19 protein-coding genes are annotated in these 21,412 nt (G+C 69.4%); 13 read left to right on the top strand and 6 right to left on the bottom strand.

From position 1 onward, the window contains the following. Window positions 1–54 precede the first annotated feature (54 nt). A complete protein-coding gene (locus tag ACSGC5_RS00955) occupies window positions 55–1,068 on the top strand; it encodes a helix-turn-helix transcriptional regulator (RefSeq protein ID WP_434968756.1) in 1,014 nt (337 codons plus the stop codon). Between the two features lie 64 nt (window positions 1,069–1,132). On the opposite strand, the gene ACSGC5_RS00950 is transcribed toward ACSGC5_RS00955, so the two are convergent. The 5 genes from ACSGC5_RS00950 to ACSGC5_RS00930 are packed head-to-tail and all read right to left on the bottom strand — an operon-like array spanning window position 1,133 to window position 7,498. Further along, the gene (locus ACSGC5_RS00950) at window positions 1,133–3,157 is read right to left on the bottom strand and encodes an acetoacetate--CoA ligase (protein ID WP_434968755.1); all 2,025 of its coding nucleotides are present in this window, start codon (window positions 3,155–3,157) and stop codon (window positions 1,133–1,135) included. Continuing rightward, window positions 3,154–4,053 (bottom strand): HAD-IIA family hydrolase, encoded by a 900-nt coding sequence (locus tag ACSGC5_RS00945; RefSeq protein WP_434968754.1) that lies wholly within the window; start codon window positions 4,051–4,053, stop codon window positions 3,154–3,156. Before ACSGC5_RS00945 ends, ACSGC5_RS00950 begins: the two co-directional genes overlap by 4 nt. Further along, window positions 4,050–5,615 carry a pyruvate/oxaloacetate carboxyltransferase gene (locus tag ACSGC5_RS00940; RefSeq protein ID WP_434968753.1) on the bottom strand — a complete coding sequence of 522 codons (1,566 nt, stop codon included), beginning with the start codon at window positions 5,613–5,615 and terminating at the stop codon, window positions 4,050–4,052. The genes ACSGC5_RS00945 and ACSGC5_RS00940 overlap by 4 nt, the downstream gene beginning before the upstream one ends. Further along, on the bottom strand, window positions 5,612–6,979 hold the full coding sequence (locus tag ACSGC5_RS00935) for a biotin carboxylase N-terminal domain-containing protein (protein ID WP_434968752.1): 1,368 nt from the start codon (window positions 6,977–6,979) through the stop codon (window positions 5,612–5,614). The genes ACSGC5_RS00940 and ACSGC5_RS00935 overlap by 4 nt, the downstream gene beginning before the upstream one ends. 3 nt (window positions 6,980–6,982) lie before the next feature. Then, on the bottom strand, window positions 6,983–7,498 hold the full coding sequence (locus ACSGC5_RS00930; RefSeq protein ID WP_434968751.1) for an acetyl-CoA carboxylase biotin carboxyl carrier protein: 516 nt from the start codon (window positions 7,496–7,498) through the stop codon (window positions 6,983–6,985). A gap of 161 nt (window positions 7,499–7,659) precedes the next feature. Between ACSGC5_RS00930 and ACSGC5_RS00925 the strand changes: the two genes are divergently transcribed. From ACSGC5_RS00925 to ACSGC5_RS00870, 12 genes are all read left to right on the top strand, one after another. Further along, window positions 7,660–9,342 carry a phytoene desaturase family protein gene (locus ACSGC5_RS00925; protein WP_434968750.1) on the top strand — a complete coding sequence of 561 codons (1,683 nt, stop codon included), beginning with the start codon at window positions 7,660–7,662 and terminating at the stop codon, window positions 9,340–9,342. Window positions 9,343–9,361: 19 nt separating this feature from the next. Continuing rightward, window positions 9,362–10,207, top strand: coding sequence for an IclR family transcriptional regulator (locus ACSGC5_RS00920; RefSeq protein ID WP_434968749.1), 846 nt, complete (start codon window positions 9,362–9,364; stop codon window positions 10,205–10,207). Between the two features lie 32 nt (window positions 10,208–10,239). Beyond that, on the top strand, window positions 10,240–11,475 hold the full coding sequence (locus ACSGC5_RS00915; protein ID WP_434968748.1) for a cytochrome P450: 1,236 nt from the start codon (window positions 10,240–10,242) through the stop codon (window positions 11,473–11,475). 5 nt (window positions 11,476–11,480) lie between these two features. Next, window positions 11,481–12,578: a PEP/pyruvate-binding domain-containing protein gene (locus ACSGC5_RS00910; RefSeq protein WP_434968747.1), complete on the top strand. Its 1,098-nt coding sequence runs from the start codon at window positions 11,481–11,483 to the stop codon at window positions 12,576–12,578. An 82-nt stretch (window positions 12,579–12,660) separates the two neighbouring features. Then, window positions 12,661–14,490, top strand: coding sequence for a PEP-utilizing enzyme (locus tag ACSGC5_RS00905; RefSeq protein ID WP_434968746.1), 1,830 nt, complete (start codon window positions 12,661–12,663; stop codon window positions 14,488–14,490). 19 nt (window positions 14,491–14,509) lie between these two features. Beyond that, the gene (locus ACSGC5_RS00900) at window positions 14,510–15,220 is read left to right on the top strand and encodes an HD domain-containing protein (protein ID WP_434968745.1); all 711 of its coding nucleotides are present in this window, start codon (window positions 14,510–14,512) and stop codon (window positions 15,218–15,220) included. Continuing rightward, window positions 15,217–15,969, top strand: a complete 753-nt coding sequence (locus ACSGC5_RS00895; RefSeq protein ID WP_434968744.1) for an SDR family NAD(P)-dependent oxidoreductase — start codon at window positions 15,217–15,219, stop codon at window positions 15,967–15,969. The genes ACSGC5_RS00900 and ACSGC5_RS00895 overlap by 4 nt, the downstream gene beginning before the upstream one ends. A 12-nt stretch (window positions 15,970–15,981) precedes the next feature. Beyond that, on the top strand, window positions 15,982–16,305 hold the full coding sequence (locus tag ACSGC5_RS00890; RefSeq protein ID WP_434968743.1) for a 2Fe-2S iron-sulfur cluster-binding protein: 324 nt from the start codon (window positions 15,982–15,984) through the stop codon (window positions 16,303–16,305). Next, entirely contained in the window at window positions 16,305–17,597 is a 1,293-nt protein-coding gene (locus tag ACSGC5_RS00885; protein WP_434968742.1) for an NAD(P)/FAD-dependent oxidoreductase, read from the top strand. Before ACSGC5_RS00890 ends, ACSGC5_RS00885 begins: the two co-directional genes overlap by 1 nt. Then, on the top strand, window positions 17,594–18,250 hold the full coding sequence (locus ACSGC5_RS00880; RefSeq protein ID WP_434968741.1) for an HD domain-containing protein: 657 nt from the start codon (window positions 17,594–17,596) through the stop codon (window positions 18,248–18,250). The genes ACSGC5_RS00885 and ACSGC5_RS00880 overlap by 4 nt, the downstream gene beginning before the upstream one ends. Before the next feature lie 16 nt (window positions 18,251–18,266). Further along, window positions 18,267–19,784 carry an aldehyde dehydrogenase family protein gene (locus tag ACSGC5_RS00875; RefSeq protein WP_434968740.1) on the top strand — a complete coding sequence of 506 codons (1,518 nt, stop codon included), beginning with the start codon at window positions 18,267–18,269 and terminating at the stop codon, window positions 19,782–19,784. After that, window positions 19,784–20,158 carry an HtaA domain-containing protein gene (locus ACSGC5_RS00870; RefSeq protein ID WP_434968739.1) on the top strand — a complete coding sequence of 125 codons (375 nt, stop codon included), beginning with the start codon at window positions 19,784–19,786 and terminating at the stop codon, window positions 20,156–20,158. The genes ACSGC5_RS00875 and ACSGC5_RS00870 overlap by 1 nt, the downstream gene beginning before the upstream one ends. A 198-nt stretch (window positions 20,159–20,356) precedes the next feature. Here ACSGC5_RS00870 and ACSGC5_RS00865 read toward each other — a convergent pair whose 3' ends face one another. Then, a complete protein-coding gene (locus tag ACSGC5_RS00865) occupies window positions 20,357–21,271 on the bottom strand; it encodes a hypothetical protein (protein ID WP_434968738.1) in 915 nt (304 codons plus the stop codon). Between the last annotated feature and the right edge of the window lie 141 nt (window positions 21,272–21,412).

Here is a 21,412-nt window from a genome sequence, read left to right as displayed (position 1 = left end):
GCTCGCACCCGTATAGGTCAACTTCTGTCCTATATGGGATCTAGGGTCGTTGACATGGAGACGACATCGCGGCTGCTCGCCCTGCTGTCGTTGCTGCAGAACCGCCGGGACTGGCCCGGGTCGGTCTTGGCGGCGCGCCTCGATGTCAGCGACCGCACCGTGCGCCGATACATCGACCGTCTTCGCGAGCTGGGATATCGCGTCCAGGCAACCAAGGGCCCGGATGGTGGATACCGCCTCGACGCGGGCAGCGAGCTGCCCCCGCTTCTGCTCGATGACGATCAGGCACTCGCGGTCGCCCTCGCCCTGAGAACGGCACCAGCCATGGGCGCGGGCATAGCCGAGGCGGCGGTCCGCGCCCTCGGCACCATCCGCCAGATGATGCCCTCGCACCTGCGCCACCGCCTCGACGCCCTCGAGGTCACCACTGTCGCCCGGCCCGGCGAGGCGGCGCCCACCGACATCCCGCTGGAGACCCTGGTCACGATCGCCCATGCCATCCGCGACCGGGAGACACTGCGCTTCGACTACTCGGCCTCGGGCGACACCGGCACCGGCCCGGGCGGCGGAACCCCCCAGGACTCCCGTCCGGCCCGGCGCGTGGAACCGCACCACCTCGTCTCCTCGCACGGACGCTGGTACCTCCTCGGCTGGGACCTCGATCGCGACGATTGGCGCCTCTACCGGGCCGACCGCATGCGCCCGCGTATCCCGCTGGGCCCGCGTTTCGCGCCGCGCACGGTTCCCGGGGGCGATGTCGAGGACCTCGTCGCAGCCCGCTTCAAGGGGGCCGACGTCAACGCCTGGCCGTGCCGCGGTAGCGTCATCGTGCACCTCCCCGCCCGCGAGGTCCTCCCCTTCGCCGGCGACGCAACGGTCACGGCCATCGATGAGCACACCTGCAGCCTCGAGGCGGGATCCTGGTCATGGGGAGCGCTGGCGGCGTGGTTCGGGAGGTTCGAGGCGCAGCTGGAGGTCGTCGGTCCGGCCGAGCTCACCGCGGCCTTCGCGACGCTCGCCGACCGCTACGCGTCGGCACACAGGACCGGGCCAACCGACGCCGACTGACCCCGCGCGAACACGCAGCATCCGTAGGCGACAGCTCGGCCGCGGCGCACCGGACCCGGCCGGACTACCGCTCCGGAAGCAGACCGTGCGCGCGGGCGAAGGCCGCGAACTCCTCAAGAGCGTGCGGGTCGTCCAGGGACGACAGCGCGGCCAGCTCCACCGGATCGCTTCCCTGCATCACGCGCTTGACCGGCACCTCGAGCTTCTTCCCGGTCTTCGTGCGCGGGATGGCGGAGACGACGGCAATGTGATCGGGCACGTGCCGGGGGGTCAGCGCCGAACGCAGAGCGGCGTTGATGCGGCGAACGCGCTGCTCGTGGTCCCACCCGCTGCGCACCGCGGACTCGCCGGGCCGGTTCCCCGCTCCCGGGGCGGGGACGACGAACAGCACGAGCACGCCGGGTCCGCCATCCGCGTCCTCCAGATGGACGACGAGACTGTCGGCCACATCGGGAAGCTCCTCGACGACCCGGTAGAACTCCGAGGTCCCCAGGCGCACGCCGCCCCGGTTGAGGGTCGCATCCGACCGTCCGGCGATGACGCAGCTGCCGCCGGGCCCGAATCGCACCCAGTCGCCATGGCGCCAGATCCCGGGATACATGTCGAAGTAGGCCTCGCGGAACCTGCTGCCGTCCGCATCGCCCCAGAAGCCCAGGGGCATCGAGGGCATCGGGCGACGGATGACGAGCTCGCCGAGTTCGTCCACCACGGCTGCGCCGTCGGCGTCGAACGCTGCGGCATCCACCCCCAGGGACGCACCGCTGATCTCGCCCAGCCACACGTCGTGCAACGGCGAGCCCTGCACGATCGCCGAACAGACGTCGGTGCCGCCGCTTCCCACGTTGAGCACGACGTCGTCACCGAACTGGTCGTGGATCCACACGAAGCCCTCCGCCGTCAGCGGGCTGCCGGCGACCCCGACCTGCCGCACCGACGACAGGTCGTGGGTCGCCGTGGGAGTGAGCCCGGCAGCGCGCGAGGCGGTCACGAATCCGGGGCTGAGACCCAGGAGGCTTGCCCTGGTCCGATCGGCCAGACGCCACTGGGCATCGAGGTCCGGATAGAGCGGGTTTCCCTCGATCAGGACCGCCGCGGCACCGTGCAGCAGCGTGGAGACGAGGGTGTTCCACATCCTCCACGCCGTCGTCGTGAACCACAGCAGCCGATCCCCGGCCCGCAGATCCCAGTGCAGTCCGAGCGTCTTGAGGTGCTCGAGCAGGATGCCGCCGTGGCCGTGCACGATGGGCTTCGGGGCCCCCGTCGTGCCGGACGAGAACAGGACGAAGAGGGGATGCGCGAACGGCACCGGGGTGAAGGTCAGCGGCTCCTCGGTCGGCGCAGCAACCTCTGCCCACGCCACGTCGGCCTCGACGTCGAACTCACCATAGGGGACCCCGATCACGTGCCGCACGGTGGGAAGCCCGGCGCGCAGGGCCGCGACATCCTCGGTCTTGTCGACCGGCTTGTCGCCGAACCGGTATCCGCCGGTGACGAGCAGGATGTCGGGATCGAGCTGTCCGAACCGGTCGAGCACCGCGCGCGCGCCGAACTCCGGGGCGCAGCTGGCCCAGATGGCTCCGAGGCTCACCGCCGCCAGGAACGCGACGACCGTCTCGGGGATGTTCGGCAGGTAGGCGACGACCCGGTCGCCGGGCCCGACCCCGAGCCGGCGAAGCCCCGCCCGCGCCCGACGCACCTGCTCGGCGAGCTCGCCGAAGGTCAGCGCGATCTCCCCCCGGGTCTGCGAGGTGGCGAAGATCGCGAGACTGCCCGGATCATGGCGGAGGCAGTGCTCGGCGTAGTTGAGCTCGGCGCCCTCGAACCACGAGACCCCGGGCATCGCCTGTCCTGACAGCACCGCACGCGGTGCGGCGTGCGCGCGCACCTCGAAGAAGTCCCAGACGCTCTGCCAGAACGCCTCCAGCTCCCGCACCGACCAGGCGTGCAGGGTCGCGGTATCGGCGAACGAGAGACCGCGCTCGCGCTCCAGCCACCGCAGGAACTGCGCCATCACCGATGCATCGCGCACGACCGCCGCCGGACGATACAGCACCTCGTGCGCCGCCCCGCCGTGCGCCGGCACCGTCATCGCTCCGACCCGGAGGAGACCGGCATCCGCAGCCCGTCCGCATCGGCGAGCAGGGCCGCCAGCTCTGTCATCGAGGCCACGACCAGGTCGGGCATGTCGGATGCCGGGGTGTCGGCGAGCTTCTCGGGAGTCGTGATGCCCGTGAGCACGATGCCCGCGACCGCGCCGCCGCGACGGGCCATGCCGCTTTCGAGATAGACGTCGTCACCGAGCACCAGCGTGTGCTCGGGAGTGGTTCCCAGTGCCCAGCAGACCGTCTCGAGGGCGAACGGCGAGGGCTTGCCGAGCACGGTCCACGGCCGACCGGTCACGTGCGAGAGCCCCGCCACGATGAAGCCCGAGACGCCGACGTTGAGGCGATCCCTGCTCGCGAACGCGGGGGCGTCCGAGGTGCAGTACAGCGCGGCGCCGGCCAGGATCGCCTCGGCGGCGAACTGCAGCTTCGGCTTGGTGAACTCCGTGTCCCAACCGACGAGGATCGCTGCGGCACCGGTGGCCGCGCCCGAGGCGTGCTCGGCGGGATCGATGACGTTCACCCCGTGGTCACGCAGGACGGGGATCACCCCGTCGCCGCCGTACGCGAGCACAGGCTGGTCGCCGTAGCGCTCCCGCAGTGCGCGGGCTGCCGCGACCGAGGGCGTGAGCACCTCGGCGTCGGCGACATCCAGGCCGAGCCCTCGCAGGTGGGCGGCGATGTCTTCGGGGGCCTGGGCGGTGCCGTTGGTGAACACGCAGACCGCACGGCCCGACGCGCGCACCTGGTCGATCAGTTCCGCCGCGCCGGGCAAGGCGGTTCCCCCTTGGCCGGCGGGACCGTCAGAGATGACGAGGCATCCGTCGACATCGAACATGACGCCGTCGACGGCGGCGAGCCGGGGAAGGATGTGGGACGTCATCGGTCCTCCTCAGCGGGGCGATCGAGGGCGATGCGCGTGCCGCCGACGTCGATGCGCAGCGAGCGCCAGCGGGGCAGGGCGTTCGCGGCTGCCACGAAGGACGTGAGATCGGTGGGCGGGGGCACCGACGGTGTCGGTGACCAGCGCGGCGCGGGGCCGGCGCCATACATCGCGGCCAACTGGTCGTGCGGCAGCACGATCGCCAGCAGCAGGTCCTCATCCGACAGCGCCCGTCCGAGCCGCTCGGAGTGCATCCGGCGCAGCTCCTCCAGCGACGGCTCGGGCACGGGGCGATCCAGTTCCGCGGCGCGCGGCAGATCACGGACCCGCTCCTCGATATCGGGGTCGATCGCCCCCTCCGGCACGCCGAAGTGCCCCAGCACGAACCGCACGACCTCATCGGGGATGCGGCTGTACCGCGGCTGCCCGCTCTCGACGGCGAGCACGTTCATGAGCGCCTGGCTGCCGACGAACTGGCTGAACGGCGTCACCATGATGGGGTACCCCAACTCGGCGCGCACGCGCACGCACTCCTCGAGCACCTGCGGCAGGCGGTCGGCCATCCCGATCTCGCCGAGCTGGCGCGTCAGCGTCCCCATCATCCCGCCGGGCACCTGGTGCACGTGCGCGCCCAGATCGAACTCGGTCGGCGCGCCCGCCGCGAGCCCCTGAGAGCGAGCGATCGCCCACAGCGTCTCTGCGGCGCGTGCCGCGGCATCCCGGTCGATGTCCACGGGGATCCCGACGGCGTCGAGATTGGTCAGGAGGTGCTCGAGACTCGGCTGGGCGGTGCCGTTGGAAAGGGGACCCAGTCCGGTGTGGAGAACATCGACATCCAGGGCGGCGGCGGTCACGTAGAGCTGGGATGCCGCCCCGGTGGTCGTGTGACTGTGCAGTTCCAGCGGCTTGCGCACAGCGCCCCGCAGGAGCGGGACGAGATCGCGGACCCGCTCCACCGTCAGCAGCCCTCCGGGGTCCTTGAGGTAGACGCGGTCGATCGCGGGTTCGGCCTCGTAAGCGGCGGCGTTGGCCAGGTACCTCTCGTCGGTGTGCACGGGGCTCTCGGTGAAGACGACTCCGGCGACGATCTGCGTGAAGCCCTCCTCCTTCGCCCAGCGGGCCACCCGGATGGTGGCATCCCGGTCGTTCATCGGCTCGGCGATCTGCAGGCGACGCACCCCGTGGGTGGCGAGCATCCGCAGCGCGAGGCGCATGACCGGCTCGCTGGCCTTCTCCCACGACATGAAGCGCATCCCGGTCGTGATCGCCGACAGCAGGGCGCCGGGCGCCGCGGCGCTGACACGGTCGAGCCGCTCCCAGGGATTCTCCTGATGGAACTTCACCCCGACCGACAGGTGCGTGGAGCTGGTGAAATCGATGGCAGCGAGGTTCATCTGTCCCAGATCGACCGCCGCCGCCTCCGCCATCCCGGTCGTGATCCCGGTCGCGCCCCACAGGCTCTGGTTTCCGTCCCGCAGCGAGGTGTCGACGATGCGCACGGGTCCCCGGGTGCGACGGCCCCCGAGGGGCGACAGGTGGGCGGCGCGCGAGTGCTCCGTCATCGGGTGTCCTCCCTCATGCGTTCCCATTCCCGGGTGAACCAGGTCGTCGGCACGGGGCCGGCCCGGAAGTCCTTGTGCGCGAGGACCGCCTCGAGCATCGGCAGCGTGGTCGTGAGCCCCTCCACCCGGGTGCCGCGGACCGCCGCGAGGGCCGCCTCGACGGCCGCGGCGCGATCGTGGGCGCGGACGATGAGCTTGGCGGCGAGGCTGTCGTAGTAGGGCGGGAAGTCGAATCCGGACTCGATCTGCGTGTCGATGCGGATGCCGGGGCCGCGGGGCCACCGCACGTGGGTGACCCGACCCGCGTTCGGCCGGAAGTCTGCGGCCGGGTCCTCGGCGTTGATGCGCAGCTCGATCGCCGCCGCAGGCGGTACGGCGGGCGGCACCGGCAGACCGGTGGGCAGGCCGAGGGCCAGCAGCAACTGCGCGGCGACCAGGTCGACCCCGAAGGCCTCCTCCGTCACGGGATGCTCGACCTGGATGCGGGCATTGACCTCGAGGAAGACCACATCGTCGCTGAGCGTGTCGACGAGGAACTCGACGGTGCCGGCGCCGCGGTAGCGCAGGGCTGCCACCAGCGCCCGGGAGGCATCGTGCAGGATGCGGCGACGTTCCACCGAGATCCCGGGGGCCGGGCACTCCTCGATGAGCTTCTGGTGGCGCCGCTGCACCGAGCAATCGCGATCACCGAAGATCAGCGCGCCGCCCTCGCCGTCGCCGAAGACCTGCACCTCGACGTGGCGGGCCGAGCCGTAGTACCGCTCCATGTAGAGGTCCCCGTTGCCGAAGGCCGCCGCGGCTTCCTGCGCCGCCTGGGGAGCGAGCGCGACGAGTTCGGCTTCGGTGGTGGCAAGACGGATGCCGCGCCCGCCGCCGCCGTGAATGGCCTTCACCAGCAGCGGGTAGCCGATCTCGGCGCCGAGGGCCGCGACGTCGTGCACGTCGCTGATGACCCTGCCCTGGGCGACGGGTACACCGGCCGCCACTGCCACAGCCCGCGCGCTGCCCTTGTCGCCGACCGCGCGGAGGGTCTCGGGGCGGGGCCCGGCGAAGGCGATCCCCTCCTCCTCGAGCAGCTCGCACAGGCGCGGCTGCTCACTGAGGAAGCCGTACCCCGGATGCACGACATCCGCGCCGGCGTTGACGGCGGCCTGGGCGATCAGTTCGGGGTTGAGGTAGCTCTGCGCCGACGGTGCAGGACCGATCACGAGGACCCGATCGGCCGCGCGCGCGGCGAGCGAGTCCGTGTCGGCGGCGCTGGCGGCCAGGACCGCCTCGGCGCCGATCCGCTGCGCCGCGGCCACGACGCGCGCCGCGATCTCGCCCCGGTTGGCGACGAGGACGACGGGTCGGTCAGCACTCACCGGTCACGCCTCGAACCGTGCGAGGACCTGACCGAACTGCACCTGCGCGCCGTCTTCCGCCTCGAAGGCCGCGATCGTGCCGGCGGCACCTGCCACGACGGGGTTCATGAGCTTCATGATCTCGATGATCCCGATCGTGGTGTCGGCCTCGACGGCGTCTCCGGGCTCGACGAAGGGCGCCGCGCCGGGAGCGGGTCGGCGGTAGAACACGCCCAGCATCGGTGCCGTGATCGCCGCTCCGACGGCGCTCTCCGTCGCGGCGGCGTCGACGACGGGGGCCGGCGCGGGCGACACGGGCGCGGGCGACGCGGGGGCAGGAGACGCGGGGGCAGGGGACGCGGCCATGGCGGGCGCCGGGGCGGCTGTGACGGATGGCGCAACCGGCGCATCGATGGGCCCGGTGCGCGAGAGCCGCACCGACACCTCGCCCCACGTGATCGCGACCTCGTCGTAGTGACCGCCGTCCATAGCGGTGACGAGGTCGAGCAGCTGCTGCCAGCTCAGGGGTTCCTGGGCCACGTCGCCCTCCTTCTGGTTGAGGCACCATCGTGCGGGGACCCCATGGCAGGGGCAACAGCCGTTCTCATATGATGAGAAGGGCCGTGGTCACGGCACACGCGGTCGGTTTACGTTGATCGCCCTACCAGGGACGAACCAGATCGCGACTTCGAGGATGAAACGTGACCGATCACTTTGACGCCGTCATCATTGGCGGCGGACACCATGCAACGATCATCGCGCCGTACCTGGCGCGGGCGGGCCTGAGCGTCGCCGTCTTCGAGGCGCGCTCGCACCTCGGCGGCGGCGCACAGAGCATGCCCGGGCCCACGGCGGGGGTGACGCAGAACCCCTGTGCGCACTGGACGCGCTTTTACGGGCATCCGGCCTATAAGGACTTCGGACTCGGCGATCTCGGCCTGAGCTACGTCTTCCCCGAAGGCAACGAAGCCATGGTGTTCGACGACGGCTCCGTCTTCATCGGCTACTCCGCAGCCCGCGTGGTCGACGAGTCCGGCCGCGCAGAACCGTGGGATGAGGGCGTCGCCCGCACCGAGGCCAACATCCGCGCCTTCAGCAGCCGGGATGCCGACACGTACCTGCGGGTGCACGAGGCCTACTCCGCGCATATCAAAGGCGCATTCGGTCGGCAGCGGTTCACTCCGCCGCCACCGTGGGGGACCCCCGACCCGCTCGAAGCCTTGATCGACGTGCCCGGGTCGCTCATCGAACCCGTGCACCAGTTCATGACGATGCGTCAGCTCGCCTACGACATGTTCGAGTCCGACGAGTTGCGCACGCTGTTCATGCGCGCGGGGGTCACCTCCACGGGGTGCTACCCGGATGACGTTCCTGGCCTGCAGGGGTTCATCCATAACCTCGCGCTCGTGCTTTCGCTCGAACCCGCGGCGATCGCGATCGGGGGAACGGGGGCGATCACCGCGGCTCTGGTCAGGGCCGGCAGGATGCGCGGGGTGCAGTACGTCACCGGTGCGCGCGTCGATGAGATCGTGCAGGAAAACGGCAGGGCGACCGGCATCCGACTCGCCGACGGCTCGTTCGTCGGGGCGGACATCGTCGTCTCGGACCTGGGCCTACCCCAGACCGTGCTCCAGCTCATGCGCCACGGAGAGGTGGCCGAGCGGATCCGTCACCGCCTCCGCAACGTCGTGTACGACCGGGGCCAGCTCGTGTGGGCCAACGTCGTCACCCACGAGGCTCCGGACTACGCGGGCACCACCGGCGTCGCCGAGGCCGGTGCGCAGCCCCGCCTGTACTGGGGTCCGAAGGATCCCGACTGGTTCGCGACCCGCTATCAGGCACACATCTTCTCGGAGGGCATCTCGCCCAGGATGCTGATGCTCTCGAGCACGGATTCGCAGTGGGACACCACCCGGGCGCCGAAGGGCCAGCACATCACGGGCATCGAGGAGTTCACAGCCCCGATCCGGTTCTTCGACGATGACGGCTGGGCCCGCCTCGAGAAGGAGTTCGACGCGCGCATCCGCGCCCAGTGGCCGACGTACGCGAAGAACATGACCGCCGACAACATCGCCGCGATCGAGTGGTTCCTTCCGCCTCGCGTGCGCTCCACACACCCGGACATGATCGAGGGCGGCTACGTCGAGGGAGCGCATCTGGCCAGCCAGCTGGGACGCTTCCGCCCGATCCCCGAACTCGCGGGCTATCGCACGATCCTGCCGAACCTGTACAACTGCTCGTCCAACGTCCACTCCGGCTCCGGTATCGGCCGCGGCAGCTCGCTCAATGCCTGGCACCAGATCGCCGAGGATCTCGGCATCGACCCGCACGCGGAGATCCGCAAGCCCGACCCCGAGCTCGTCGAGGTGCCGGCAGCGACGTGAGCGCGATGGAGGAGCCAGGATGACGGACGCCGAGGACAAACACGGACCCCACGGCGTGATCGACCGCGTCCTGGCCGTCCTCGCCGCCTTCGAAGGGACCACGGGTTCCCTCACCGTGGCCGGCATCGCCCAGCGGGCGGGGCTGCCCGTCTCGACGACGTACCGGATCGTGGCGTCACTGGAGGGCTGGGGAGCGCTGCGCAAGGGCTCCGACGGGCGATATCAGATCGGTTTCCGGCTGTGGTCGCTGGGCCAGCAGGCCGGACGACGATTGCGTGACCGAGCTCATCCGTTCCTGCAGGACCTCTTCGACCTGACTCACGAGAACGTTCATCTCGCGATTCGTGACGGGCTGTACTCGCTGTATATCGACAAGGTCTACAACTCACGCAAGCTGCCGATCGTGTCACGGATCGGGGGCCGGCTGCCCCTGCACGCCACGGCGGTCGGGCGTGTGCTCCTGGCCGCACAACCCGACTGGTTCGTCGACGCCTACCTCGCCCGCGAGCTCGAGAGCCCCACCCCGAGCACGGTGACCGACCCCGGGGAACTGGCCGAGATCATCCACACGGTCCGGCGGGAGGGTCTGTCGGTCACGTACGAGCAGATGCGGCTCGGCGCGATCTCGCTGGCAGCCCCCATCGTGTACGAGGAAGAGACCGTGGCCTCGGTCGCCCTGGTGTTCGACATCAGCCAGGCAGGCGAGATCGAGCGCCTCCGCCCCGCGGTCAAGGGCACCGCTGACAAGATCAGCCGTGCGATGCGCGGAGGAAGCGCCGGCGCCGTGATGCGACGCATCGCTCCCCAGGCCGCATCTTTCTCAGGCGGTGAGAAAACCCGGTTGCACGCCGTCGATCCTCGTTGAAGAGTCGAGGCACTCGTTCGAGGAGGAACAGCATGAGCAGGACCGCACCGACTGCGGCACGGGACTACCACGGGTTCGAACCGTTCAAGCTCACCGATCCGTTCGGGTCGTGGAAGGCGCTCCGCGAGGAGGCACCTGTCTTCTACGACGATCGGATCGGCTACTGGGTCGTGTCCCGCTACGAGGACGTCAAGGGCGTCTTCGACGACTGGGAGACGTTCTCGTCGGCCAATGCGCAGCAGCCCATCCGACCGCTCGGCGAAGCGGCCAAGAAGGTGCTCGCCGACGGCGACTTCACCGCCTACTCGGGGCTCTCCGCGCGCGTCCCTCCGGAGCACACACGCATTCGAGCGATCGCGACCAAAGCCTTCACTCCGCGCCGCTACAAGGTGCTCGAGCCCTTCATCCGCGACAACGTCAACGTGCTGATCGATCGGATGGTCGCGAAGGGCGAGCCCGGCGACATCCTCACCGACATCGCCTGGGATCTGCCCACGATCACGATCTTCACCCTCATCGGCGTGCCGGTCGACATGATCGAGACGGTCAAGGCGTGGGCAAGCTCTCGCACGGCGATCACCTGGAGCGACCTCACCGACGAGGAGCAGGTTCCCCACGCCGAGAACCTCGTGGCGTACTGGCGCTTCTGCCGCCAGCTCGTGGCCGACGCGAAGACCTCCCCCGGCGACAACCTCGTGTCCGATATGGTCCGCTTCCAGGCCGAGGGCGACGAGATCAGCGATCACGAGATCGCCTCCTTCCTCTACAGCCTCCTTTTCGCCGGTCATGAGACGACGACGACCCTGATCTCGAACACCGTCCGCGAACTGCTCGCGAACGACGAGTTCGCCCGCATCGGTGAGGACCCCTCCCTTATCCCCGGGGCGATCGACGAGGTGCTGCGGGTGAGCGGCAGCATCATCGCCTGGCGCCGTCACGCCGAGAAGGAGGGGCAGATCGCCGGCGTCACGATCCCCGCCGGCGCCAAAGTCCTGCTGCTGATGGGCGCCGCCAACCGTGACCCCGCGGTCTTCCCCGACCCCGACACGTTCGACATCACACGCAGCAATGCCCGTTCGCATCTGTCGTTCGGCTACGGCATCCACTACTGCATCGGCAACATGCTGGGCAAGCTGCAGACGAAGATCGCCGTCGAGGAGATCGCCCGCCGCCTTCCGAACCTCCGCCTCGTACCGGACGTGCAGATCACGTTCGGCGACAACCTGTCCTTCCGCGTTCCCGACGCTGTCCCCGTCCTTTGGAGCTGATCGCCGTGAGTCCCGCCCTCCCCCAGATCTACACCTTCGCGTTCGACTCCGGCGAGCAGCCCTCGATCGGGCGTCTCGGCGGCAAGTGCAACAGCCTGGCCATCATGACCTCCGCCGGCATGCCCGTGCCGCCCGGGTTCGCCGTGACCACCGATGCCTTCGACAAGGTCATGGACGGCACCGGCCTGCGTCAGCGCATCCTCGAGATCCTCGCGGATCTCAACGTTCACGACGTCGCCGACGTGGCAGAGGTCGAACGCCGCGCCGAGCACGTGCGCGAGCTCATCCTCACGCAGGAGATCCCGGATGACGTCCGCGAAGAGGTCGTAAGTGCCTACCGGGCACTCATGGAGCACTGCGGCGGCGAGGTCGCCGTCGCTGTGCGCTCCAGCGCGACAGCCGAAGACCTCCCCGATGCGAGCTTCGCCGGACAGCAGGACACCTACCTATGGATCGTGGGTGAACACAACGTCATGCACAAGATCCGCGAGTGCTGGGCAAGCCTCTACACGGCTCGCGCGATCACCTACCGCCTGAGCAACAGCATCCCCGACGAGGGCCTGTCGATGGCTGTGGCCGTCCAGAAGATGGTCAACTCGCGCTCGTCCGGCGTCGCGATGACCCTCGACCCGCAGACCGGCGATCGCACCAAGATCGTCGTGGAATCCAGCTGGGGACTCGGCGAAATGGTCGTCTCGGGCGAGGTCACCCCCGACAACTTCCTCCTCGACAAGGTCATGATGACCGTGGTCACCCGCGCGATCAGCCACAAGGGCGAGGAACTCGTCCCCAACGGCCGCGGCGGAATCGTGCGCCGGGCCGTGGCGGAGGACCGGGCCGGTGCCCCGAGTCTGAGCGATGACGAATTGATGGCCGTCGCGCGCCTGGCCAAGGCCGCCGAGAAGCACTACGGCCGGCCGCAGGACATCGAGTGGGCGATCGACGCCGACCTTCCGGCCGGCGGCAATGTCCTGCTGCTTCAGGCCCGCCCCGAGACGATCTGGTCGCCGAAGTCGACGACCAACACGATCACGATCACGTCGAAGGGTTCCGGGATCGCGGCCATCGCCACCTCGATGCTCTCGAGTCTCGGCATCCGCTGACCCGGCGTACTGCTCCACCGCCCACACCACCCGAGACGACGTCGCTCGCCGAGCACGTCGCGGACGTATCGAAGGAGATGCAATGTCCGACACCGCAACCACGTCCAAGTCCTTCCCCTCCCCGTATGAACTCACCGCGCCAGCGGGGTCGGAGGGCTGGGAGTCGCTGTACCCCTATAACCTCGTCTTCCGCGAGGAGCTGCGTGAGAAGGAAGACAGCCGCTTCTGGTTCTGCGACAGTCAGCACTGGCCGAACGTGTTCAAGCCGTTCGAGGTGACCGCGGTCGAGTTCGCCAGCCGCAACCTCGGCGCGTACAACACCCGGCATTACCTGGTCCCGCCGGCCAACGGCATCGACTACCGCATCCACAACGGTTACACCTACTTCAGCCCCGTACCGGTGCCGCCCGAGCAGATCGCCGATCGTGTGCCGCACTTCCTGGCCCGCGCCGGCCACTACTTCCAGAACTGGGAGTCGCTGCTGGAGAACTGGCACACCAAGGTGACCGACAACATCAGGGAGCTCGAGGCGATCGAGTTCACGCCGCTGCCCGAGATGGTGCCGATGGAGACGATCACCGACGGCGTCGGCTATGACCCCTCGGTGGACCTGTTTGAGGCATACGACAAGCTCCTCGCGCTGGCCTATCGCAACTGGGAGCACCACATGGAGTTCCTGAACCTCGGATACGTCGCCTACCTCGACCTGTTCCAGTTCTGCAAGGAGGCCTTCCCCGGCATCCCCGACCTGGCGATCGCGAAGATGGTCGCCGGCGTCGACTCGGTGCTGTTCCGTCCCGACGACGAGCTCAAGAAGCTGTCGGAGCTCGCCGTCGAGCTGGGCGTGCAGGATGCCTTCGCCCAGGGCGACGGCAATGCCGAGGCGACGCTTGCCCTCCTGCGCGAGACCGCCGGCGGTCAGGAGTGGATCCAGGCATGGGAAGCCGCGCAGGACCCGTGGTTCAACTACACGTCGGGGAACGGCTTCTACGGCGACGACAAGTACTGGCGCGACGACCTGGACATCCCGATGGGCTACATCCGCGACTACGTCGAACGGGTGGCGGCAGGCGAGACGCTCGGCCGGCCCAAGGAGGAGCTGCTCGCCGAGCGCGACCGGATCGCCGAGGAGTACGCCTCCGTGCTCGACGACGAGGCCCGCGCCACGTTCGAGGGCAAGCTGGGCCTTGCCCGCACCGTCTACCCGTACGTGGAAGACCACAACTTCTACATCGAGCACTGGACGATGGGCGTGTTCTGGCGCAAGGTCCGCCAGTTGTCGAACCTGCTGCACGAGCAGGGTTTCTGGCCGCAGCCCAACGATCTGCTCTACCTCAGCCGCGACGAGGTGCGCCCCGTGCTGTTCGACTATGCCAGCGCGTGGGCGGTGGGTACGGAACCGATCGGCCCGACCTACTGGCCTGCCGAGATCGAACGCCGTCGCGCCATCGTCGCCGCGCTCGAGAAGGAACGCCCGCAGCCGGCGTTCAACACGCCGCCCGCCCAGATCAGCGAGCCCTTCACCGTCATGCTGTGGGGTATCACCACCGAGCAGGTGCAGCAGTGGCTGGGAACCGACGACGCCGAAGAAGGCGTCCTGACCGGCATGGCTGCCTCCGGCGGCGTCGTCGAGGGTCGCGCCAGGGTGATCACGAACGCGTCGCAGCTGGGCGAACTCGAGCAGGGTGAGATCCTCGTCGCCCCGGTCACGGCCCCCAGTTGGGGACCGGTGTTCGGCAAGATCGCGGCGACCGTCACCGACATCGGCGGCATGATGAGCCACGCCGCGATCGTCTGCCGCGAGTACGGCGTCCCCGCCGTCACCGGTACCGGCAAGGCGTCGACCACCATCACCACCGGCACCCGCCTGCGGGTGGACGGCAACCAGGGCAAGGTCACGATCCTCGACTGAGGGTCAGGAGGCGAACACCATGACGCGTACATCCCGCTCCCCCGTCAATCTGCTCGGACGAGACGTCTCCGCGCACATCCCGTCGCGCGACGCCACCAAGGGCATGTTCGAGATGAGGGAGCGGGATGACGCCGTCTGGAACGCCGCACTCCCCTTCCTTCGCACCCGCGACAACGACGCCCACACGCTCGTGTCGTATGGGATCGCCCGGGCGTTGTGCGAGATGATCCCGGATGCCGACCCCGATGTGGTCCTGCCGGCGATCATCCTGCACGACACCGGGTGGTCCACTGTCGATGAAGTCGTTGCGTTCAACGCGATCGCCCCCGACCGGGACGGCAGCCTGCACCACATCGTCATCCAGCACGAGAAGGAAGGCGCTCGCATCGCCCGCGAGGTGCTCGGGGGCCTCGGGCACGCGCCGGCGGTGATCGAGGAGGTCGTCGCGATCATCGACGGGCACGACACCCGGCTCACCGCGATCAGTCTCAACGACTCGGTCGTGAAGGATGCCGACAAGGTCTGGCGGGTCTCCCCGCACGGCATCGACGTCGCCGTCCCGCGATTCGGCCTGACCCGTGAGGAGTCGGCGATCCTCAACGCCTCCCGCGCGGTCGATGACCTCTTCACCCCCGAAGCCAAAGCCATGTCACGCGCATTCCTCGCGTGGGAATGCATGACCGAGAGCCCGCAGTGGACCCAGACGACCCCCCGGGAGCTGGACGCATGAGCACCACCCACGCCGACCGCACTGTCGTGGTCACGGGCGCCGCGGCAGGCCTCGGCCGCGCGTTCGCCCTCGGATTCGCGGAGCGCGGCGCGAACGTCGTCATCGCCGACGTCAACGAGCCGGGCGCCGCCGAGACGGCCGAGCTCGTGCGGGCGCGGGGCGTCGGGGCGCTCGCGGTGCGCACGGACGTCACCGACCGCGCCTCGACGGACGCGCTCATGGATGCCGCTGTCGACCGGTTCGGCAGCATCCATGCCCTCGTCAACAATGCCGCGATCTACGCGACCATCCATCGCGCCCCGTTCGCCGAGATCGATCCCGACGAGTGGGACAGGGTCATGGCGGTCAACGTCAAGGGCACGTGGCTGTGCTCGGCATCCGCCGTCTCGCGCATGAGCGAGGGCGGCGCGATCGTCAACATCGCCTCGGCGACGGTCTTCAGCGGCTCCCCGCAGTGGATGCACTACGTCGCCTCCAAGGGCGCCGTGATCGGGATGACCCGGACGCTGGCCCGCGAGGTCGGCGGGCTCGGGATCACCGCGAACGTCATCGCGCCCGGCTTCACCCTCACCGAGGCGTCCCTGGCTCAGATCGAGGATGCCGAGACCTACGGTGTCGCGGCGCGAGCGATCAAACGGGCCAGCGTTCCCGAGGACATCGTCGGCACCGCCCTCTTCCTGACCTCCCCCGACGCCGCCTACATCACCGGGCAGACGATCGTCGTCGACGGCGGCAAGCAGTTCATCTGACAAGGAGCACCCGTGAGCACTGTGGTCTACATCGCCGACGACGGCACCGAAACGACGATCCAGGGACGCCCCGGCGACTCGGTCATGGAGACCGCCGTCCGCAACGGCGTGAAGGGGATCGTCGGCGAGTGCGGCGGAAGCCTCTCCTGCGCGACCTGTCACGTCTTCGTCGAACCCGAGACCTTCGCGCTCGTCGGCGGGCCCGCGGGTCCCCTCGAGGACGACATGCTCGACGGCACCGCGGTCGAGCGCGAGGAGACCTCGCGGCTGTCGTGCCAGATCACGCTGCAGGAAGGCGTCGAGTACCGCGTCCGCACCCCGAAGGCGCAGATCTGATGGGCACCACGCTCATCGTCGGCGCCTCGCAGGCCGGTGTCCAGATCGCGGCGACCCTGCGCGAACTCGGCGACACCGACCCGATCGTGCTGGTCGGCGAGGAGCCGCATCGTCCGTATCAGCGACCACCGCTGTCGAAGAAATGGCTCAAGAGCGAGCTCGTCCCGGGCGACGTGATTCTGCGCACCCGCGAGTGGTACGACGCGCAGGGCGTCGAACTCATCAGCGGTGACCGGGTCGTCACGGTGCACCGCGATCTGGATGGCAGCGGGATCGCCACGACCCAGGGCGGCCGGAGCCTGGGCTTCGACCGTCTGGCCCTTGCCACTGGATCCTCGGTGCGGCGCCTGACGATACCCGGGACCGACTTCCACGGGGTGCACTACCTGCGCGACGCCGACGACGCCCTCGCCCTCGAAGCAGCGCTCCATGACCCCGCGCACCGGCGCATCGTGGTCATCGGCGGCGGCTTCATCGGCCTCGAGATCGCCGCCGTGGCCCGCAGCATGGACAAGGAAGTCACCGTCCTCGAGGCAGCGCCGCGCCTGATCGGGCGTGTCGTGTCCGAAGAGACCAGCGCGTTCTACCTCGCCGCGCACCGGCGCCGCGGGACCAGGGTCGTTCTCGGCGCCTCGCTCACGCGCATCGTCGGCGGGGTAGCGGATGCCGCCGGCCGACGCTCTCGCGTCGTGGCCGTCGAGTTCGCCGACGGCACCAGGATCCCCGCCGACCTCGTCGTGATCGGGATCGGGGTCATCGCCCGCACGGAACTCGCCGTCCAGCTCGGCCTCGAGGTCGACCGGGGAGTGGTCGTCGACGAGCACGCCCTCGCCTCGGACGGCCGCACCGTGGCCGCCGGCGACTGCACGGTCATGCCCAACCCCTACGCACTCGGGATCCCGGGCCCGACCCGCATCGAGAGCGTCAACAACGCCCTCGAACAGGCCAAGATTGCTGCCGCGAGCCTGCTCGGGGAGCGCCCGACGTACCGGTCGGTGCCCTGGTTCTGGTCGGACCAGGCAGACCTGAAGCTGCAGATCGCGGGACTGAGCACCGGATACGACAGGGTCGTGGTGCGAGGCCGCCCCGAGGATGAGCGCTTCGCGGTGCTCTACTACCGGGACGGGCGGCTGATCGCGGCGGACTGCGTCAACCAGCCGGCCGAGTTCCTCGCGATCCGGGGGGCACTCGGCAAGGGGCACACCATCGCGCCGGAGGCGGCAGCCGACCTGTCCACACCCCTGAAGCAGTCGATCACCGAACCGCTGGTGGCACAACGGGAGGCCTCATGACCCAGTATGTGAACACGTTCGACTCGGTGCAGACCGTCGGAAACGGGCAGACGCCGCGGCGCAGCTACACCGATCTCGACGACCTGTGGCGCGCGGCCGAGCCCTACATGCGGGCGCGACGCAATGACGTCCACATCCCGCTCTCGTTCTACTTCGCCGAGCTGCTGCTGGATGACTATCCCGACGCCGATGAGCTCGTGACCCGGGTCGCGATCCTGCTGCACGACACGGGGTGGGCGCGGGTCGACGCGGACAAGACGATCGCCGAAGGGTTCCGGTCCGAGAACTGGCGCACCTCCGACGCCCGCATCCAGCACGAGATCGAGGGCTGCAACATCGCCCGGGAACTGCTGCCGGGACTCGGCTTCGACGACGCGTTCATCACGCAGGTCACCGACATCATCGACGGGCACGACACCCGGCTGGACCACCACTCGCTCGAGGACGCGATCGTGCGCGACGCCGACCGGCTCTGGCGGTTCACGCCGACCGGAACCGCGTTCTCTGCCGAGTGGTTCGGGGTCACGCCGCGGGAGATCGTCGCGAACCTCGAGGCTGTCGTGCTCGACGAGCTCATCACCGCCTCGGGCAGGCGCATGGCCGAGGCCGAGATGGGACGCACGATCGAGCTGCTCAAGATCGACCTGCTGTGACCAAGGAGCATTGACGATGTCCGACGCACTGCGGGAAGCATCCGCAACGCCGATGATGGCGAGCCACCGCGCCGCGGCGCTGACCCTCCCCTACCGGTACGTGGACGATGTGTTCGTCGGCGGCCACTACCGCCGGTCCGATGCGAGCGACGGCGTCGAGGAGGTGGTGGACCCGGCGACCGGGGAGATCTGGGCGTCGGTGCCGAAGGCGTCGGAGCAGGATGTCGACCGCGCTGTCGCTGCCGCACGGGCGGCGTTCCCCGCGTGGGCTGCCGTGTCGCCGAGCGAGCGCGCCGAACGGATGCGCCGCTGGGCCGACGCGCTCGAGCGCCGCGCCGGGCCACTGTCAGTGACCAGCACCCTCGAGAACGGTTCGCCGATCTCCGAGACGGCGGGAGCTGCCGCCAACGCGGCGGGCATCATCCGCTATTTCGCGGAGCTCGCGCCCCTCCTCGAGCAGGACGACATCCGCATCGCCCCTCTCGACCCCACACAGGCCACGACAGTGCGTCGCGACCCGGTCGGCGTGTGCGCGCTGATCGCCCCGTGGAACTTCCCCATCAACCTCGTCGTGATCAAGCTCGCGCCCGCGCTGATCGCCGGCTGCACCGTCGTCATCAAGCCCGCGTCGCCCACTCCGCTGTCGATCCGCTTCGTGCTCGATGCCGCCGTGGAAGCGGGCATCCCCGACGGCGTCATCAACCTCGTCACGGGGGACGGTCAGGTCGGCGATCGCCTGGTGCGGCATCCGGATGTCGACAAGGTCGCGTTCACCGGCTCCACCCCGGTCGGCCGCCGCATCGCCGCTGCCTGCGGTGAACTCCTGCGCCCCGTCACCCTCGAGCTCGGCGGCAAGTCGGCGGCGCTGGTGCTGCCGGATGCCGACCTCGATCACCTTCGGCGGGTGCTGATCCGCTCGTGCATGCGCAACACGGGGCAGACCTGCTACATCTCGACGCGCCTCATCGTCACGCCCGAGCGCTACGACGAGGTCGTGGAGGCCGTCGCCACGACAATCCGCGAAGCGGTCCAGGGCGATCCGCTCGACGGCGCCACGGTGTTCGGCCCGTCCGCGACGCGGGCTCAGCGCGACATCGTGCGCGGCTACATCCGCAGCGGCATCGCCGAGGGCGCCCGTCCGGTAACGGGAGGAGACGTCGACCCGGCGATCGCCGAGGGGTTCTTCGTCACCCCCACCGTGTTCGCCGACGTCGCCCCCGACATGCGCATCGCCCGAGAGGAGATCTTCGGGCCTGTGCTCTCGATCATCCCGGCGCGGGACATCGACGACGCCGTGGCGATCGCGAACGCCACGCCGTTCGGGCTCGGCGGCATCGTCTTCGGCGCCGATGAGGACCGCGCCTTCGAGGTCGCGCGGCGCATCGACACGGGGTCGATCGGCGTGAACTTTTTCGCCTCCAACCACGCCGCCCCCTTCAGCGGTCGCCACGACTCGGGCCTCGGGGTCGAGTACGGCATCGAGGGCCTGCACGCCTACCTCACCTACCAGTCCGTGCACCGGCGGGTGCGCTGATGACCGGCGCGCTGCGCTGGGGCGTCAAACAGAGCCTGCACGACTATGTGCGCTCCTCGGAGGGAACGATCGAGGCCGGCGACGGGGCGCGGCTGGACGGGGATGACGTCGTCTTCCCCGCAGACGGTTCACTCGAGGGAGCGTTCACCGGCTTCGTCCGGTTTGTCGCCCACGGCGGGCTGATGGACTGGCTCATCGCGCAACCACGGCTGGACGAGAACGGGACCCGCCTGACGCTCGCGGGCCGCCGGGGAGCCCGGGTGCCGTTCGCAACGATCGGCGAGGAGGGCGTGCGACTGACCGTGGACGGCTCACTCCTGCTCGGGAGCTTCTACCCGCCGGGCACCGCCCTGGCGCCGCTGCGGGTCGAGTGAAGACAGTCACAGAAAGATAACGGCAAGGTCTTCCCTTCCGTTACCTCACCGTTATAGAGTGCTTGCACGGTAGTTGTTTTGCTGTGGCAGCTACCGGCATGTGATTGCAGGACACTCTTGGTGCAAGGGACAAGGGCCGGTCGGAAGCCTCTCCGACCGGCCCTTACTTTGTCACGACGGGATCGACACCGACCGCGATCAGTACCAGCCGACCGACTGGGAGTGACCCCAGGCGTTGCACGGCGAGCCGTAGCGTCCGGCGATGTAGCCGAGACCCCAGCGCACCTGGGTGACGGCGTTGGTCGCCCAGTCGCCGCCGGCCGAGGCCATCTTGCTGCCCGGTAGGGCCTGGGGGATGCCGGTCGCGCCGCTCGAGGAGTTGTAGGCGGCGTAGTTCCAGCCGGACTCCTTGTTCCACAGCGACACGAGGCACGAGAACTCACCGTCGCCCCAGCCGTACTGGGAAGCCATGATGTCGCGAGCCGCTGCCTGCGCAGCGCCCGGTGAGTTGTCGCCGGTGGAGGCCACCGGCCCCGACACGGCCGGAGCGGCAGCCGCTGCGGCGCGCCGCGCCTCCTCGGCGGCAACGCGTGCAGCCTCTTCGGCGGCGGCCTTGGCCGCGGCTTCCTCAGCAGCGCGGCGAGCCTCCTCGGCAGCCACTGCCGCAGCGAGCCGCTCGCGCAGTCCGTCGACGTCCTTCTCGGCCTCGGCGACGACATCGGCGACCGCTGCGGTCAGCGAGGGCAGAAGGACGATCGGAAGGAGATCCAGGTCGTCGAGGTCGGCAACTGCCGCATCGACCGCGGAGACCGACACCGTGGTCGGCCCGTCGACGGTCAGCCCCGACGCAGCGACCTCACTGTTGAGCGCGGCGGCGTCGGCGATGACGGATGCCGCGGCAGCGAGTGCAGCCTCGGCATCCGTGGTCAGCGACTGGACCGTGGCCGAGACGGGCTGGATCGACGCGGGCAACGGCGGAGCGCTGTCTGCCCGCGGTGCACTCCCCGGCGCTGTCGTCTGCGCGAACGCGGCAGTGGACGGAGCTCCCAACAGCAGGGTGAGACCGAGAGCTGCTGTGGCAACGGCCCGGGCGCGAGGGTGAGAGGCGGACATGGATGACGAAGGGCGTGTACGCACGAAGGTCAGCGGCTTCCTGATGAGGGGAATCGGGGCGGGCAGCATCGATGGGCCCGGACGAGGGTGCCTCGGGATGGCACACAAGTGTCCGAGTCTGGGTGTTGTTCCTGAACGAAA

The organism is Microbacterium sp. bgisy207, assembly GCF_965345035.1.
Taxonomy (GTDB): domain Bacteria; phylum Actinomycetota; class Actinomycetes; order Actinomycetales; family Microbacteriaceae; genus Microbacterium.
The sequence above is the reverse complement of the archived record's forward strand: the minus strand, read 5'-3'. Positions and strand labels throughout refer to the sequence as shown.